We start from the raw sequence: 16,589 nt of genomic DNA on the forward strand, positions 1-16,589 counted from the left end.
TGGAACGGAAAGCGACGGTTGTCAGGGGTTCCCCATTTATTCTCCAACCAGAAAGGGACTATCACAGAAAATCAGTTTTCACTGACTTTCTGGACAGCCCCTTCAGCTTGTTGACAAACGCCCGCATACTGCGAATCGAACAGCGAAGGGTTCGATTTGCCGTATTTCTGCGTTCTTTGCAGAAATTAAGGCACCTTTACTTAAGCATAATTAAGTTGCCTTTCCTTCGCTCGCCCCCTCATGAACCTTACGTTCGATTCGGGTCTTCGCTCAAATTCGCGCGGGCTCCCACGAAGTGAGTCATGCAACTGATGCCAATCGAACGGCGAAGGGTTCAATTTGCCGTATTTCTGCGCTCTTAGCAAAAATTAAGGCACCTCTAGGACGTGGCATTCTTAGGTTGTGCCTTCCTTGACAAGCGTTTTCAAGCCAAGCTGGGCAAACACAATGCTCATGACTACAAACCTTTTATTCATTGTTACATATTCAATTTTTCATGTAGTTTCGCGTTTTCCTCAGGCGTGAAGGCGCGAGAGCGAGTTAAAAACCGTTTCCCCTCGACACCTTCAAGCGAGAACATGCCTCCCCTTCCTTCTACAACATCAATAATCAATTGGGTATGCTTCCAATAATCGTACTGATTTTTGTGCATGTAAAACGGTGTATCCCCGATGTACCCTAACAGAACGTCCTGATCTCCAACAATCAAGTCACCTTGCTGGTAACACATCGGAGAGGACCCGTCGCAGCATCCTCCTGATTGATGGAACATAAGCGGTCCATGTTTGCCTTTTAATAATTCGATCAATTCTAATGCAGCGTCCGTAGCAAGAACGCGTTCCGGCATTCACATGCCCCCTTTCCAAATTAATATTCAATCATTGTTAAGTGGATATTGATCATTAAAAGAATCCTAACTTATCTTCACTATAGCTAACGAGCATATTTTTCGTCTGCTGATAATGAGCAAGCATTTGTAGATGGTTTTCTCGCCCAATGCCTGACGCTTTGTATCCACCAAATGCAGCATGTGCTGGGTAAGCATGGTAGCAATTTGTCCATACACGACCCGCTTCAATGCCTCGGCCAAAACGATAGGCAGTGTTCATGTCGCGCGTCCAGACACCTGCACCTAAGCCGTACAATGTATCATTCGCAATTTCCATTGCCTCTTCCTTCGTTTTGAATGTCGTCACAGATACAACCGGTCCGAAAATTTCCTCCTGGAAAATTCTCATCTTATTATTTCCTTTAAAGACCGTCGGCTTTATATAATACCCTTCTGCCAAATCGCCTTCCATCTCGTTCTTTTCTCCACCGATCAAGCACTCTGCGCCTTCCTGCTTGCCGATGTCAAGGTACGACAAGATTTTTTCCATTTGCTCTGTTGACGCTTGTGCACCCATCATCACAGTCGGGTCAAGTGGATTGCCCGTTTTAATTGCCTTCACTCGCTCAATGGCACGCTCCATGAACTTCTCATAAATCGACTCCTGAATGAGTGCACGCGAAGGGCATGTACAAACCTCTCCTTGGTTAAGCGCGAACAGCACAAAGCCTTCAATTGCCTTATCAAGGAAAGCATCATCCTCCGCCATAACATCCTCAAAGAAAATGTTCGGTGACTTACCTCCCAATTCAAGCGTTACAGGAATCAAATTTTGGGATGCATATTGCATAATGAGGCGACCTGTCGTCGTTTCTCCTGTAAATGCAATCTTTCCAATTCTTGGGCTAGACGCAAGAGGCTTGCCTGCCTCGAGGCCGAAGCCGTTTACAATATTCACAACGCCAGCGGGAAGAAGATCCTCAATCAACTCCATTAAAACAAGAATCGAAGCTGGTGTCTGTTCAGCAGGTTTTAAGACGACACAGTTCCCTGCCGCCAAAGCGGGAGCTAATTTCCATACAGCCATCAATAATGGGAAATTCCACGGAATGATTTGTCCTACTACTCCTATAGGCTCATGGAAATGGTACGCTACAGTCGACTGATCGATCTGGCTAACCCCGCCTTCTTGAGAACGGATTGCAGAAGCAAAATATCTGAAATGGTCGATCGCCAGTGGCAAATCCGCGTTTAACGTTTCACGGATCGCTTTTCCATTTTCCCACGTCTCAGCGACGGCTAACATTTCCAAGTTCTGTTCCATCCGGTCAGCAATTTTCAAAAGAATATTTGCACGATCCGTAACAGACGTCTTGCCCCAAGCATCTTTCGCCGCATGTGCTGCATCCAACGCTAACTCGATATCTTCGGCTGTCGAACGTGCTACTTGTGTAAACACCTTGCCCGTTACAGGAGTCGGGTTGTCAAAGTATTGTCCGTTTACAGGTGCAGTCCATTTTCCACCGATATAGTTATCGTATCGTTCTTTGAAATTCACCTTTGCCCCTTCAGTATTCGGAAATGCATAAACGTGTTGCTCTACAGCTTGTACCATTTTTCCATTCCTCCCTATTCATTGATTGCTATTGTAAGTGCAAAATTCATTGCACACAAAGCCATTGTCGCAGTCCATCTTGTATGCGCTTACAAATCAATAAAGAAATGAAACGATCGTCGCTAACCTAATCTGCCACCTATTCTATCTGACTATAAAAATTATTTCAAGTTGAATGATTATTTCGCTGTACAAAAAATTTTTCTCGACATTTTTTTCATTATTGTTCATGTCTCGGTAATAATTTGTTAACAATCTCCTTTTACAATGAAGACAAATCAGTTCGAAAAGGGGTTTTATTCATGGATAAATCATTTGGCAAACGCCTCTTATCAACAGTCGGTGCAGGTGTTATCGGTTCAGCTTTAACACTCGGAGTCGTGGCGAATACCGACATTTTACAACAGCCAAAACAAGAAATCGCTTCTTCTCATTCTAATGAATCAAGCACATCTACAAATGTTGTGCAAACTGTTTCAAATCCGACAAACTCATTGTCTGACATGGTAGAATCGGCTTCTAAAGCGATTGTCGGCATCTCAAATTACAAAAATACAGGCAATCGCTTTGCTGGTGAATCTGCACTGCAAGAATACGGCACTGGATCTGGCGTTGTCTACAAAATTGAAGGTGATTCCGCATATATCGTAACGAATAATCACGTTATCGAAGGAGCAGGCAAAATTGAAGTAACAACATCTGAAGGTGAAAAAGCGGAAGCGGAACTTGTCGGCAAAGATGCACTCACAGACCTCGCTGTATTGAAAATAAATAAGAAATACGCTCCTATCGCATTGGAATTTGGCGATTCGGATCAATTGCGAGCAGGCGATCCAGTCGTAGCAATCGGTAATCCGTTAAGCCTCGATTTCTCAGGTACAGTTACACAAGGCATTATCAGTGCTCCATCACGTTCCATCGATGTGAAAACATCAGCGGGCAATTGGAAAATGGACGTCATCCAAACAGATGCAGCCATCAACCCCGGTAATAGCGGTGGTGCATTGCTTAATATGGAAGGTAAAGTAATTGGCATAAACAGCTTGAAAATTGCCGAAAGCGGAGTAGAAGGTCTCGGTTTCGCAATTCCGAGCAATGAAGTATTGCCTTTAATACAACAAATGACAGAAAAAGGGGAAATTGAAAGACCATATATTGGTGTCGGCTTGGCAGATTTGGCGGAAGTACCATATATGTATGTTGAAGGGCTGCCTGAAGAAGTGGAGGGCGGAGTTTTGGTAGCAAGTGTAGACCCTGCTTCCACAGCCGCTAAGGCGGGCTTGAAAGAGTATGATGTCATTACCGCCATCAACGGCAAAAAAATCAAAAATAGCGTTGAATTGCGCAAAATCCTTTACACAGAACTATCCATAGGCGACAAAGCAAAACTTACAGTTTATACAAACAACAAAAAAAGGACCGTTGAATTGACATTGACAAGCAACATAGAATGATAGCGAAGAAGTCTGCAGCGATTGAAGTTGCAGACTTTTTTAGGATGCCTTTTACTTTCATGAGCGCTAGTATTTTTGGAGACTGCGCCAGTAAGCAGGTGTCTTGAAAATACTAACCGCCTCAGTTCCACCATCCTATAAACTTCTGTATAATTTTATTCACAATCATAACTCGCAAAGGGGGTTAGCCCGTGAGAATTCTTGTAATTGAAGATAATGAAAGCGTCTCTTCTATGATTGAGCTATTCTTTGACAAGGAGAAAATCGAAGGGCATTTTGAAATGGATGGCTTAAAGGGGTATGAACGTGCACGGACAGAGCCATTCGATTGTGTCATTATAGACTGGATGCTTCCAGGAATGGACGGCGTCAATATTTGCCGGAAGCTTCGCCAAGATAAGATAGACGTTCCAATTATTATGCTCACCGCAAAAGATAGCGAATCCGATCAAGTGTTAGGACTCGAAATGGGTGCAGACGATTACGTAACAAAACCGTTCAGTCCGTTGACGCTGATGGCTCGCATAAAAGCAGTGACACGCCGCTATGCGTCTCATAAAGAAGGTAAAATCGATGCTGATGTACTAAAAACCGAACATTTTACCATTAATCGGTCGACGCGTGAAGTACAGTTAAATGGTCAATTCGTGACAAATTTGACGCCAAAAGAATTTGATTTGCTTCTGTTTTTCGTTCAGCATCCGAAGCAAGTTTTTTCTCGCGAGCAATTATTGGACCGGGTATGGGGTTACGATTTTTATGGTGATGACCGGACTGTCGACGTCCATATTAAGCGACTGCGTACAAAGGTATCCACTGAGGAACAGTCATTTTTCCATACAGTTTGGGGCATCGGCTACCGCTTCGACGATACATCCGGTGATAAGCAATGAGGGTCAAATATTTTTATCAACAATTATTCAGCCATATTAGCGTCATCGTCATTGCATTTCTCATACTCAGTTTGATGTTTTCCCATTTCATCGAACAATTTGTCTATAATAATAAAACCGAGGAATTGGCTAATTACGGAAAAGCCCTATTACGCGATATTGACCAAGAACAAGGCAGTTCGCGAACTTTATTGAAATCATACGGCCATGTATTAGAAGGCCGCGATATTCAGTATAGTTTGTTCGATGAAAAATCAGCGATTATTTATTCAACTGGCTTAAAAACTCCCCTCATTGAACTAAATGCAGAGGAATGGGCGGAGTTGCAAAGCGGCAAAGCGATTTACGTCAAGCAAGAGTACAAACGGTTCGGGCAAGCTGTGACATACGTCCTCCTCCCTTATTTTCATTACAACCAATTTGTCGGCGGTGTTTTGCTAACATCCCCTATTAAAGGATCACGGGAAGCTATTTCTCAGCTGAATCAATTCCTTATTTACACGACGATAATTGCTGTATCAATCGCATTGCTTATAAGCGGTATATTATCGACACTCCACGGCAGGCGGCTTAAGCGTCTTCGGGCGGCGACCGCAAATGTCGCAAAAGGCGATTATTCCGTTCGAATAAAAGCTGCAAATTTCGATGAAATTGGAGAGTTAGCGAACGACTTCAATAGCATGGTTGAAAAATTGGAAGCATCTGCCGAGGAAATTGAAAGTCTCGAAAACAGACGCCGTCAATTTATGGCAGACGTTTCCCATGAATTGAGGACGCCGCTCACAACGATTCGAGGCATTATAGAAGGCTTGCGCAACGACATGATATCAGAATCGGAAAAAGAGCGTGGATTGCAGTTGGCAAGCAACGAGACAATGCGCCTGATTCGCCTCGTCAATGAAAATCTTGATTATGAAAAAATCCGCTCCAACCAAATAACACTCGTCAAACAAGACATTCAGCTTCGCGAATTAATGGAAATCATACAAGACCAATTGCATGACGCCGCTGCCGATCACGGCAACCAAGTGATCGTTGACGTACAAGAAAATACAATGGTTTACGCCGATTACGACAGGCTTACACAAATATTGATCAACATTACGAAAAACAGCATTCAATTTACAGAAAATGGTTTCATTCGGTTGACGGGGAACCAAACGGATAATGGTACAATTATAGAAATTGAGGATACAGGAATCGGCATGGATCCCGATATCATTGAAAAGATTTGGGGCCGCTTCTACAAAGCAATTGATTCCCGTACGACAAACCCATATGGTGAATTCGGGCTTGGCTTGTCGATCGTCAAACAACTCGTCACCCTTCACGGCGGCACTATAACTGTTGATAGTGTAATAGATGAGGGAACAACATTTTCCATATGGTTGCCGAAAGGATTATGAGAGAATAAAACTATTTTTCAGACTGTAGACAAAGCATCATTTCCTTTGTCTACGGTCTTTTTTAAAGCCAGTAGTCATAATATAGATTTTTGCCGCCTACCTTTGCTTGAGCTCACCACGTGAAAAACAGTCTAAGTGAGTGCCGTCCGCAGTCCCGTCATTTCTATAGCTAATCATTATTATTGATTACCTCAATATGGAAAGCTACGGTTTTAGGTGGATTGGACTCTCTAATATAATCACAATAAACACGTACTTTTTGGTTTAACTGAAGCTGTCTAAAATTAATTCCTTTCTCGAAATCCTTACTTTTCGAAACTTTAATACTACGATTATCATAACCTTTTACATATCCTGAAACGATTCCTACATTACTAATAGGCTCTTCCGCCAACCAAATAGAATGATTTCTTTTTGAAACTACATAACCTTCTATAACCATAGAGTCATCAGGAAGCTCCGCTAAATCAAATGATCTACTTTTTTGAGGAATCATTGTGTTAAGGACCACAAACGATACTAAAAGAAGTGAACAAAGTAATAGTATTCTTTTATATTGTGGAGTCTTAACCAACTTAATACCTCCTACTCTTTTGGATGCATATCATCTATTTACTATTCGAGCTTAATTCACGAACTCCTTCGACTGCAAATACTTTTCTCCAAGATTTGTAATTGTCGTGCCGCCCCTGCCTTGCCGTGCGTTTACAAGCCCTAACTCCTGTAAAACTTCTAATCGCAATCTAATTTGCTGTTCAGACAATATAATCTCACGCTCTTCCAGTAGCTTTTCAGTTTCAATCGCCCATATGTTTTAAACTGTGACTTTCCTAATAAATACTTAAGATTTCAATGCTTTCTTGCAAGAAGTCATGCTCCTCAATTTTATTGTTAATGTTCATAATTTCTTCTTTAGAAATATCTACATCATCCATTTTAGTATTCATTTCTTGAATTTCCGGCTCTGCTAACAATACTTGTGATTTCATATACCGATATACCATTTGTTCATGGGTAAATCTGAAGCGGCATGCTCTATTTTCAAAAACGAGGTGCCGCTTCTATATCGATTAAACATGCTCTTACCTGCTATTAATAGATCACATTTCTTGCACTCTACTGTCTACCTCTACTTACGAATCAAATATACAACCCCATCCATCTCCATCAATTCAAAAACAGGTTGATCTTTTTTATACAGTACTGTTGCATATTCAGAAGGATCATCATTTTGTTCAATATAAAAACCAAATCCATTGTTCTCCGGATAGCCGTATACATAACAAACAACTTCATCGTCTTTCATGAATACAATCTGGTTCATGCCTTCACTTACCGTTTCACTAATGTCAGGGTCCCATTCGTAGCCAACTATTGCATAGATTTCATCTTTCGGTGCATAGGGTGCGAAAGAATACATGCGATCCCATTCGAACGGTGTAATTTTGGAGAGTTCGACTTGGCCTGTTTGTGCTTCGAGAACGGCCTCTTTCAACTCGATTCGGTTTATTTCCCATATCTCTTTTCGGAATGAATGATACGCAATCAGCACGAGGGCGACTATACAAACTATAGAGATAATAGCTTTCTTCATCGATCATGCCCCCTTTTTGAAATGGGACGCTATTTCTATTAAGAGGTTCATTGTGTTAAAATTCTAAGAAACATTGAAAATTATTGAGGTGAATTTATGAATTTAGTCGCTTGGACGATCATTGCCTGTGAAATTGGTTTTTGGGTCGTCATCATTGCCGGCCTTATAACAAGATATATATTTAATAGAAAGCGGCTTGGCCTATTCTTCCTTGCCCTTACACCAGTGATTGACTTGCTATTGTTAGTTGTGACGGCAGCCGATTTATATAACGGAGCAATCGCTACGCAAGTTCATGCACTTGCAGCGATTTACTTAGGTGTTTCGATTGCTTTTGGGAAGAGTATGATACGCTGGGCAGACGAGCGCTTCCTTTATTACATCAAAAAAGCAGGGCCAAAACCTGTTAAACGAACAGGATGGGATCACGCCCGCCATTCGTTAAAGGGCTCTTTTCAACATGTTTTAGCCTTCATAATTGGTGGCGCTTTTTTAGTCGTCATGATTTATTTAATCAATGACCCATCAAAAACAGAAGCCTTATCCGACATGTTAAAGCTTTGGACGCTTATTCTTGGCATCGACTTTATCATCTCCATCTCCTATTTCATTTGGCCACGGCCGGCGAAATAATAACATAAAGCACCTCAGATACACATAATTGCTTATTGCGTTTACACTCATAAACTTTCATGTAAACGTTTAAACACAAGATAATACGCAATAATCTTTAGAAACAAAGTACGATCGACTTCTAATTCAGCTTAAAACATCAAAAAACCGGCAAAAATCGCCGGTTTTCTACTCTTTTTTTATTTTAAGCTTCCAAATGCTTCAACGCTTCTGCCACTTTTACAGTACGCTTCGCCTGATGCTTCACTGCAGCCTCGACATCTTCAATCATTTTTCCGTCTTGCCCAACCGTTACACTTGTACCATACGGGTTGCCGCCCGCTCCGAATAATGCAGCGTCTGTATAACCAGGCGCTGCAACAACTGCGCCCCAATGGTACATCGTCGTATACAATGAAAGGATCGTCGCTTCTTGGCCGCCGTGCGGGTTTTGTGCGGATGACATAGCACTTACCGCTTTATTGGCAAGCTTTCCTTGCGCCCAAAGTCCGCCTGTTGTATCAAGGAAGTTTTTCATTTGGCCAGGCATATTTCCGAAACGTGTTGGTACACTGAAAATGATTGCATCTGCCCACTCAAGATCTTCTGGTTTTACTTCAGGCACATCTTTCGTCGCTTCTACATGCGCTTTCCATGCAGGATTCGAATCAATTGCTGCTTGCGGAGCCGTTTCAGGCGCTTTTAAAACGCGCACTTCAGAACCCGCTTCCTTCGCCGCTTCCGCAGCCCATTGTGATAGTTGATAATTTGTACCGCCCGAGCTGTAATAAACGATTGCTGTTTTTGTCATTTTACAAATCTCCTTATGATTTAAGATTTCCTTCGTACCAATCTTTCGCTGCTTCCACTTCCGTCCGCGACAGCGAATGACCATTCAATTCCCAATGGACATCTGCATTCGCACCAGACGATACAAGCAGTTCCTGCAATTCTTCCGTTTCGCTCACCGGGCAAATCGGATCATTTTTACCCGCAGTAATAAATACCGGAACGGTCGATAAGTCCGGTAAATCGATTCCGCGTCTCGGCACCATCGGATGATGCAAAATAGCACCTGCCAATGAGTCTGCATAATGGAACAGTAAACTTGCTGCAATATTGGCTCCATTTGAATACCCGATCGCAACGATTGACGAACGATCAAAGCCATATTGCCCCGCTGCCTCATCCAAAAACGCGTGCAATTCTTTCGTTCGGTAGATCAGATCTTCCTCATCGAAAATACCTTCTGCCAAGCGTCGGAAAAAGCGTGGCATGCCGTTTTCTAATACATTCCCTCTAACGCTTAATATGCCCGCATCCGGGTCGATTAATTCACCAAGTCCCAATAGATCCTGCTCGGTGCCTCCTGTACCGTGTAGCAATAGCAATGTACGATTCGACTGCCCACTAGCCTTTTTGTAAATATGCTTCATAACCACTCTCCCTTTCCTTTCACTTCCCCCTTCTACAAAAGATGACACCGATTCGATGCCATTTCCCTTTAGGGATCGTGTCCTATTAGTTGAATACTGCAATCAATAACCATTTTCCACTTTATTCTTCATAATTCAATTACCTTGAATTCGAGATAATTCTATCATCGTTCTTTAGCTATGTCAAAAGAGTAGTTTAACAACATTACTCAAAATTAGAGCAGCGCCAGTAATGACAGGCGATAACATTGGATAAAAAAGCAATCCCTCTACTTCTTACTTGCATCACGGGCTGCCACTCCTCCTCGCCTCTCGCAATATATAATTCATGGTGAGGAGCGGGATCGAAACGTCCATATAAATCAAACATCCCGTTACGATGAAAAGTCGCATTTACTTTATAATCCATGTCAGGTGCAGTAGTAAGCGGATTTCCTACAGCATGAGTCAACAAAAAACCCGATTCTCCCCTTTGACGATCAATCCTTTTCAATTGAATGCCTTCCAATGATGCAGTTGCCTGCTTTCTAAATATCTTACGACGACTATAAGCCATTGAAGGGCCAATTTTTTTAGAGAATACTAGGGGATCTCTTGCCAAATCATAAGCCAACTCAACATCAACTCTTGTCCGAAACGTTTCACCATTCGGATCAAAACTTCGATGGTCACCCTTAAAAAAATGATTCAACGACAATGGATTCGGGTTTTTCACCCATTGATCAGCAAGAAATGTCGTATAGCGAAACTTCCATCGCTCGATTTTTTTGCGTGACAAACGTTCATTCATAGGCAGCAGCAAATGATCAAGCCTTCCAATCCACTTGATATTTGTAAATGTCTCACGCCCCGAAGATTGCTGTCGCACCGGATTTAACCTATCAAACATTGAAGACAGAAGAGTTTTTGTTACATTCAACTTCTCTTTTGAATCTCGAATGGTCCTCGTACATCGAATGGTGTAAACGTAAGTTGAATCGTTCTTAATGTCACGATCTATAAAACGATTCGTCTTCACCCGACCTTTCAGCTTTCCGTCCCTATAAATTTCATACTCATGTATTCCATATATATGCTCCCAAGATAAAGCAATTTGAGTTTTCGCTACAATAGTCGTCAAAACGAGTGACTGTAAAGGATGATCGGAATTCTTTTCGTAATGAAAAGCTGACGTCTGCATGACAATGACGTCAATCACTTCATTGCGCACGACCCTTTCAATCATATATTCATGAAATTTCCCGCGAATGAATTGATCGTCTTGGAATTCTGGCACTGTCCCTTCGTACAAATGCTGTCCATCCTTATACACATTGTAAAAACCTCCAACATCATTCCATAAAAATGAAAGCAATTCTTGCTCATGCTTCACTTCTTTTATTTCAAATAGCATTGCCTCCGCCTCCTTTTATAAGTTTGAATCATATATCTGTCTCCTAAACGTCCTATAAGTTAAACCTTCCTCGTTTTGCAGACGCAAAAACACCCTTAGGCAACTACTTGCCTAAGGGCGAGATTCATCATGTTAGCTCTTTTATTTTCTTGTTTAACTCATGAAACTGAGCATCCAACTTTGCATAGGAAGGATCGCCGGGTTTTAAAAGACTTAGTTTCCCTAACACCGCCTGCAGCTCCGTTTCAAGCCGCAAACGTTCTTCAACACGTTGCTCTTGCCTTTGTGGAGCACTTTTACGCTCTACCCATTCACGATAGGTGAGCGGCAGCTTTCGGACAGTGTTATTTTCAAACAAAAGTAATTGATCGGCTAATCGTTCAGCGAAATATCGATCATGCGAAGCAAACAATATAGTACCTTCAAATGTCGCCAACGTCTTTTCCAGCTGTTCACGCGACGGCAAATCCAAATGGTTCGTCGGTTCGTCCAGCAGCAATACGTCCGTTTCCTCAGCAATGAACTGCATAAGCTTCACCTTAACCCGCTCTCCATGGCTAAGCTCTCCGATCGGCAAATGCCAGTGCGCTTCGGTAAAGCCTAAATTTGTCAACTGAGTACGAATCAACCCTTGCTCCTCATACGTATTTGTTCGAAAATATTCTGCTAACGTCACATCTTCCGGCAAATCCAATGCAGCCTGGCTCATATAACCGACCTTCATTCCTTCCGATAGCCAAAGATAACCATCAAATGATTCCTCTCCCATCATCATTTTAAACAACGTCGATTTCCCGGACCCATTCGGACCAATAAGAGCTATCCGCTCACCAGTTTGGACTGTAAAGGACACGTTATGAAAGATTTCTTTTTTTCCATATGTTTTCTTAAGTTGTTTCAATTCCAGTACACGGTTTCCTTTTTTCCGATTCTCCTTCAAAGAAAAAGAAACGGTTATTTCCTCTTCCGGCTTCTCGATACGGCTCTTTTCAAGCTCCGCCTCCAATCGCGTTCGTTTCGAGCGGATTTGCACATCTTTTTTCTTTGCTTTCATCCGAAAATATTCTTTTCCGCCTAGCTGGCCTTCTCCTTTCCTTCGCGATTCATTATGCGCTTTTGCTGACCATTGCGAAAGCTCATCGATTTGCGCTTCCACTTTTGCAATCTTTCTCTGCTGCTGTTCGTACTGATGAAGCTGGATGTCCCGATCAAACTCTTTCTTCTGGCGGTAAGCTGTATAATTTCCTTCATATACAGTCAGTTTGCCATGCTCAATTTCAAATACGAAATCCGCAGTACGATCGATAAAATGTCGATCATGGGATACGATCAAATAAGTCGCTTTTCCTTCATTCAACACTCGGATCAGCTCATCTAAACTTTCCTGATCCAAATGATTCGTCGGTTCATCCAATAAAACAACTTGGCTACTATAAGATAGGGCGGCGGATAACCTCATTTTCATCCGCTCTCCACCACTCGCATACGAGTAATCGACATGCTTTGGCACTTTCCATTTCGAGTGAAACAGGAGGGTATCTTTTGATGATAAGTTGGCATCCCCTTCTACCGCCTGCTCTTGTTTAAAATAAGTAATGTTTGGCCGCTTACCGATCCAATCGATTGAACCGGATGTTGGCGTTAATTCCCCCGCCAAAAGCGACAAAAACGTAGATTTTCCAGCGCCATTCGCCCCGACAATTGCAATCGTCGCTCCTACTGGCAAATCTGCAGTCAACCGATCTAAAATGACGGTTTCACCAATTGAATAGCTTAACTCCCGAAACTTTCCTAATAGCATAACAACGCCTCCTAAAGAAGGGCATAAAAAAACCCTCCGTCATTTACGGAAGGATCGGTCTATCTACTTACTCCACTTTCAATTCCCTCAAACCAATTACGCTATTCGTAATTGTGTTATGGATTTTCAAGCATGCTCAAATAAGCTATATTGAAAATCGATAACAACGTGGACGAATTAACAGACGTTTAAACCTACCCCTGGAAGGTCTTCATCAGGGGTATATCTGCTTATAATTCCCCCCTAAAAAGGGTATGGCATCCGTTCAGCTGAGGAAATGACGTAAAAATGGACAGACCAATCCTGTGTTCCGTTCGAATAAAAATATTCTTATCTCGGAAAACATAGATCACTTATCCATCGTCCACCCGTCATTCCTTTCCTCATATAGTCCGATTATTTTATCATAATTCGGCGCAATCATCAAGAAGATTCTGCTATTTCAGTTTGACGCAGTTTCCCATATCTACTGTCTCACTGGCAAAACAAATGTAATTTGTTCCAAGCCCGGTAAAAAACCTAAATCATAATAGAGTGACTCAGCAGCATTTCCAACGGTTACAAATAAGCGAACAACTTCATGCTGTTCTTTTAACATTGTAAGCGACTTCTTCAATAAATTATTTGCTATCCCATTGCCCCGATAGTCAGGGTCCACTGCAACGTTTGCTATTAAAGGAAGGTCCTCCCACATTGAAACCAAACAAACACCTACCATTTTTCCTTTCCCTTTATCAAAGACCACGCTTGAGGATTTACGTAATAATTCATCGTTGGTGTGTTCAAAGTAAAACTCCAAATCCGCCCTCTGTTGTTCAATTGTGTTCATGACCGGCATCCCAATACAATCCACTCCAGAATAGGCATTGAAGGAAAGCAAAGCTATTTCTTCTAAATGATCTACTTTAAGTGGTTCAATTACAATCCCATCAGGTAACTTACATAGCTGCAATCTTTCAGTAGGCCGAATCATAATACGTCTTTTTTCAACAGGTTTGAAACCTAATCGCAAAAAATACTCTTCCTGGTACGGCAATATTCCTATCACTTCAATCGGTTCGTCTTTATTAGATACTTTCATTAAATATCTTTTCAACACGCCCACTACACGATGCATATCCGTAAATGGGGGTTCCAAATATAAAGCCCAAAGCAAATTTGGTTCAACACAGACACCACCAATACGTTTTCCTTCATGAATTAGCCAATAGCAAGGGATGCCGTCTTCAAATATTGCTATTCGCCGTTCCCAAGTTTGTCTAAAAAAAACATTCTCCCGATAAGTCGTATAATGTATAGCAAAGTCTCTTGTTGGAGCTTTCATTAGGCTTAATCCACTATCCAATTGTTCCATCATTACATTTCCCCCAACTTTAAAGCATTCTTTTCTACTATTTGCTCACCTTGAGAAGTTTTCACAATAACATCAAAACTATGGCTGAATGGATGCATGAAAACCTCATATTGAATTCGTCGTTGTTCATGGGATGCTTTCAAATAATTGATGTCAAGTCCTCTTTCCTTCACATCACGGGCTGATCTTCTGAGAAATTCTGTTTCTTCGTCTGTATAAAAATATAGCTTCAGATCAAATAAATTAGGATCAATAAAAGCAACGCTCATTCCTTCTATAATGGTCACCCTACTGTTCGAAGAAAGTAAAACACTTTCTGCATAATGTGTGTCGATCGAAAAGAGGTCCAAACCGTTTCTAACCATACGGACATCTCTTTCTAAAGAAGGCAAATGATGTGCGGAGGGATGGCAAGCAGTCATTTTATAGCGGTAATTTTTACTATAATACGTATAATTGATCATTGTGTTCCTCCGAACTTCTGAACTAACGATATATGGATCTGTGTTCATATAGTTCACATCACTCAGTTGCTTAATCAACTCCTTGGCAAATGTTGTTTTTCCAGCAGCTCCATGACCCGAAATTCCAATGATGATCCTTTGATCCGATTGGCTAATCCAATGGTTAATTTCTTTCACTATCTTCTCCATCGTTCTTTCCCCTTCATTGCAATATCAAGAAATGAGTCGTTTCAGAAGCCGAGTCATCGAAAGTGAAACCGCAAGCCCGATAGAATGCATCCGCTTTTGAAGAATCCGTTCTTACTGTGATTTCTGTAAAATGCTTTTTTGCATGTTCAACGATCGATTGAAGCAATAATGTGCCTACACCTTCCCTTCGAGCATCTTCCGCGACATAAAACCTACGAAGCCGTCCTACGCCGCTTGTCGTGTCAAACGGGGATTGATTGATGCCCCCGATAGCAATGATCGAACCTGCATCATTCTTCACACAAAATAACCCTTCCCCAGGTCGGTTAAATAAGTTGGACTCATCTTTGATTTCATTCACAAGTCGGGCGACAAAACGATAGCCCTCCTTTTCACTTTCTTGGACGAGCCTTTCTAAATCCAAAGAATACAGATCTTCCACTTTTTCCACGTAGTACTCCATATATACGCCTCCCCATACTCACCTTTCCTATCCATTCAACAATTTTTATAGAAAACCTGCCTGAAGCATCATTTAAACTATTATCTTTGCTGCAAAAGCTTGTGAAACAATAAAAACACCATCTTACATTACAGACGGTGTTCCTTCTTCTTTCCAAATGCGCTCTACTGTTGAGCCGGAATCTGTTATGTACACACGGTAGACATCTGGATTCGTCAGTGATTGCCACTCAGAAAACCCAATTGTCTCATCATAGCATCTGAGCAACAGCGTCATTAAGTTACCGTGTGTAATGATAGCCACTTTTGAACCATCCGGCAATTCGTCAACAACATTACAAACCCTATCCGTTGCCTCTTGCGATGATTCACCACCTTCATACTTCAGCTCGAAATCCAAAAACGTATCTTCTAATTTCAACAGCCAATCTTCAAATTCCCGGGAACTTAATGTACGTTCGGCGAGGCGGCTATCCTCTTCATAATGAATCCCTTTCTTTTCGGCAATCGGTTCGGCAGTCATACGCGCCCTGACAAATGGGCTTGTAATGATCCGATCCACCTCCATATCTTCAAAAAAACTTGCCAATTTCTCTGCCTGCATAACCCCTTCAGCAGTCAAATCCGCATGAGGCGACTGCCCTTCCGCTGAGCAATGTCGAACTATATATATAATCTTTTCCAATTTTACACACCTCCATCTATACTTTTCCCTACTGCCAAAGTTCAAAAACATCGTATAAGTAAATCTATTATAGACATCTTACCGATGAGAGGAGGAGTTTGTAAATGAAAGATTCAAAAAAATTCACTGAAGCTGGAACTGATATTGAAGAAGTGAAAAGGCAGAACGCTCAATCCGGCTTGTCGTATTATGAAGTGAAAGAGTTAATTGCTCGAACTGGCGGTAAAGGAACTGCAATGTATAGTGACACTGACCCAGAGCAAATAAAGAAAAATATCAAAGGAAATGAATAAAAAGGGGGGCTGTCCAGAAAGTCAGTGAAAACTGATTTTCTGTGATAGTCCCTTTCTGGTTGGAGAATAAATGGGGAACCCCTGACAACCGTCGCTTTCCGTTCCAGGC

General features: G+C 41.8%; 19 protein-coding genes. 5 read left to right on the forward strand and 14 right to left on the reverse strand.

The window, feature by feature from the left end; translation table 11 throughout:
• Window positions 1–478 precede the first annotated feature (478 nt).
• Together ACFQ38_RS12770 and adh are read right to left on the reverse strand one after the other, a co-directional pair.
• Window positions 479–847: a DUF779 domain-containing protein gene (locus ACFQ38_RS12770; RefSeq protein ID WP_381481311.1), complete on the reverse strand. Its 369-nt coding sequence runs from the start codon at window positions 845–847 to the stop codon at window positions 479–481.
• A gap of 55 nt (window positions 848–902) precedes the next feature.
• Entirely contained in the window at window positions 903–2,444 is a 1,542-nt protein-coding gene (gene adh, locus ACFQ38_RS12775) for an aldehyde dehydrogenase (RefSeq protein WP_336823162.1), read from the reverse strand.
• 302 nt (window positions 2,445–2,746) lie between these two features.
• Between adh and ACFQ38_RS12780 the strand changes: the two genes are divergently transcribed.
• The 3 genes from ACFQ38_RS12780 (at window position 2,747) to ACFQ38_RS12790 (ending at window position 6,197) form a co-directional block, all read left to right on the forward strand.
• Window positions 2,747–3,898 carry a S1C family serine protease gene (locus ACFQ38_RS12780; protein ID WP_381481314.1) on the forward strand — a complete coding sequence of 384 codons (1,152 nt, stop codon included), beginning with the start codon at window positions 2,747–2,749 and terminating at the stop codon, window positions 3,896–3,898.
• Between the two features lie 191 nt (window positions 3,899–4,089).
• Entirely contained in the window at window positions 4,090–4,791 is a 702-nt protein-coding gene (locus tag ACFQ38_RS12785) for a response regulator transcription factor (protein ID WP_336823164.1), read from the forward strand.
• A complete protein-coding gene (locus ACFQ38_RS12790) occupies window positions 4,788–6,197 on the forward strand; it encodes a sensor histidine kinase (protein WP_336823165.1) in 1,410 nt (469 codons plus the stop codon). Before ACFQ38_RS12785 ends, ACFQ38_RS12790 begins: the two co-directional genes overlap by 4 nt.
• A gap of 169 nt (window positions 6,198–6,366) precedes the next feature.
• Here the strand turns inward: ACFQ38_RS12790 and ACFQ38_RS12795 are convergent, their stop codons facing one another.
• The 4 genes from ACFQ38_RS12795 to ACFQ38_RS12810 all read right to left on the reverse strand — a co-directional run bounded on the left by ACFQ38_RS12795 (window position 6,367) and on the right by ACFQ38_RS12810 (window position 7,791).
• Window positions 6,367–6,771: a DUF3221 domain-containing protein gene (locus ACFQ38_RS12795; protein WP_336823166.1), complete on the reverse strand. Its 405-nt coding sequence runs from the start codon at window positions 6,769–6,771 to the stop codon at window positions 6,367–6,369.
• Between the two features lie 51 nt (window positions 6,772–6,822).
• Entirely contained in the window at window positions 6,823–7,008 is a 186-nt protein-coding gene (locus ACFQ38_RS12800) for a winged-helix domain-containing protein (RefSeq protein ID WP_336823180.1), read from the reverse strand.
• 19 nt (window positions 7,009–7,027) lie between these two features.
• Window positions 7,028–7,186 carry a hypothetical protein gene (locus tag ACFQ38_RS12805; protein ID WP_381481317.1) on the reverse strand — a complete coding sequence of 53 codons (159 nt, stop codon included), beginning with the start codon at window positions 7,184–7,186 and terminating at the stop codon, window positions 7,028–7,030.
• Between the two features lie 140 nt (window positions 7,187–7,326).
• On the reverse strand, window positions 7,327–7,791 hold the full coding sequence (locus ACFQ38_RS12810; RefSeq protein ID WP_381481319.1) for a hypothetical protein: 465 nt from the start codon (window positions 7,789–7,791) through the stop codon (window positions 7,327–7,329).
• A 96-nt stretch (window positions 7,792–7,887) separates the two neighbouring features.
• Between ACFQ38_RS12810 and ACFQ38_RS12815 the strand changes: the two genes are divergently transcribed.
• Complete coding sequence (locus ACFQ38_RS12815; RefSeq protein WP_336823169.1) at window positions 7,888–8,424, forward strand: hypothetical protein; 537 nt, start codon at window positions 7,888–7,890, stop codon at window positions 8,422–8,424.
• A 184-nt stretch (window positions 8,425–8,608) separates the two neighbouring features.
• Here the strand turns inward: ACFQ38_RS12815 and wrbA are convergent, their stop codons facing one another.
• The 8 genes from wrbA to ACFQ38_RS12855 form a co-directional block, all read right to left on the reverse strand.
• Window positions 8,609–9,214, reverse strand: a complete 606-nt coding sequence (gene wrbA, locus ACFQ38_RS12820) for an NAD(P)H:quinone oxidoreductase (protein WP_336823170.1) — start codon at window positions 9,212–9,214, stop codon at window positions 8,609–8,611.
• A gap of 13 nt (window positions 9,215–9,227) precedes the next feature.
• A complete protein-coding gene (locus ACFQ38_RS12825) occupies window positions 9,228–9,839 on the reverse strand; it encodes an alpha/beta hydrolase (protein WP_381481321.1) in 612 nt (203 codons plus the stop codon).
• Between the two features lie 205 nt (window positions 9,840–10,044).
• A complete protein-coding gene (locus ACFQ38_RS12830) occupies window positions 10,045–11,232 on the reverse strand; it encodes a DUF3238 domain-containing protein (protein WP_336823172.1) in 1,188 nt (395 codons plus the stop codon).
• Window positions 11,233–11,359: 127 nt separating this feature from the next.
• Window positions 11,360–13,033, reverse strand: a complete 1,674-nt coding sequence (gene abc-f / locus ACFQ38_RS12835) for a ribosomal protection-like ABC-F family protein (protein WP_336823173.1) — start codon at window positions 13,031–13,033, stop codon at window positions 11,360–11,362.
• Between the two features lie 466 nt (window positions 13,034–13,499).
• Entirely contained in the window at window positions 13,500–14,390 is an 891-nt protein-coding gene (locus ACFQ38_RS12840; RefSeq protein ID WP_381481325.1) for a GNAT family N-acetyltransferase, read from the reverse strand.
• Window positions 14,390–15,040 (reverse strand): uridine kinase family protein, encoded by a 651-nt coding sequence (locus ACFQ38_RS12845; protein WP_336823175.1) that lies wholly within the window; start codon window positions 15,038–15,040, stop codon window positions 14,390–14,392. The genes ACFQ38_RS12840 and ACFQ38_RS12845 overlap by 1 nt, the downstream gene beginning before the upstream one ends.
• Window positions 15,041–15,053: 13 nt before the next feature.
• Window positions 15,054–15,503, reverse strand: a complete 450-nt coding sequence (locus tag ACFQ38_RS12850) for a GNAT family N-acetyltransferase (RefSeq protein ID WP_381481327.1) — start codon at window positions 15,501–15,503, stop codon at window positions 15,054–15,056.
• Between the two features lie 123 nt (window positions 15,504–15,626).
• On the reverse strand, window positions 15,627–16,187 hold the full coding sequence (locus ACFQ38_RS12855) for a histidine phosphatase family protein (protein ID WP_336823177.1): 561 nt from the start codon (window positions 16,185–16,187) through the stop codon (window positions 15,627–15,629).
• Window positions 16,188–16,291: 104 nt separating this feature from the next.
• Between ACFQ38_RS12855 and ACFQ38_RS12860 the strand changes: the two genes are divergently transcribed.
• Complete coding sequence (locus tag ACFQ38_RS12860) at window positions 16,292–16,480, forward strand: gamma-type small acid-soluble spore protein (RefSeq protein ID WP_381481329.1); 189 nt, start codon at window positions 16,292–16,294, stop codon at window positions 16,478–16,480.
• The last annotated feature ends 109 nt before the right edge of the window (window positions 16,481–16,589 follow it).

The organism is Sporosarcina contaminans (genome assembly GCF_042679045.1).
Lineage (GTDB): Bacteria > Bacillota > Bacilli > Bacillales_A > Planococcaceae > Sporosarcina > Sporosarcina contaminans.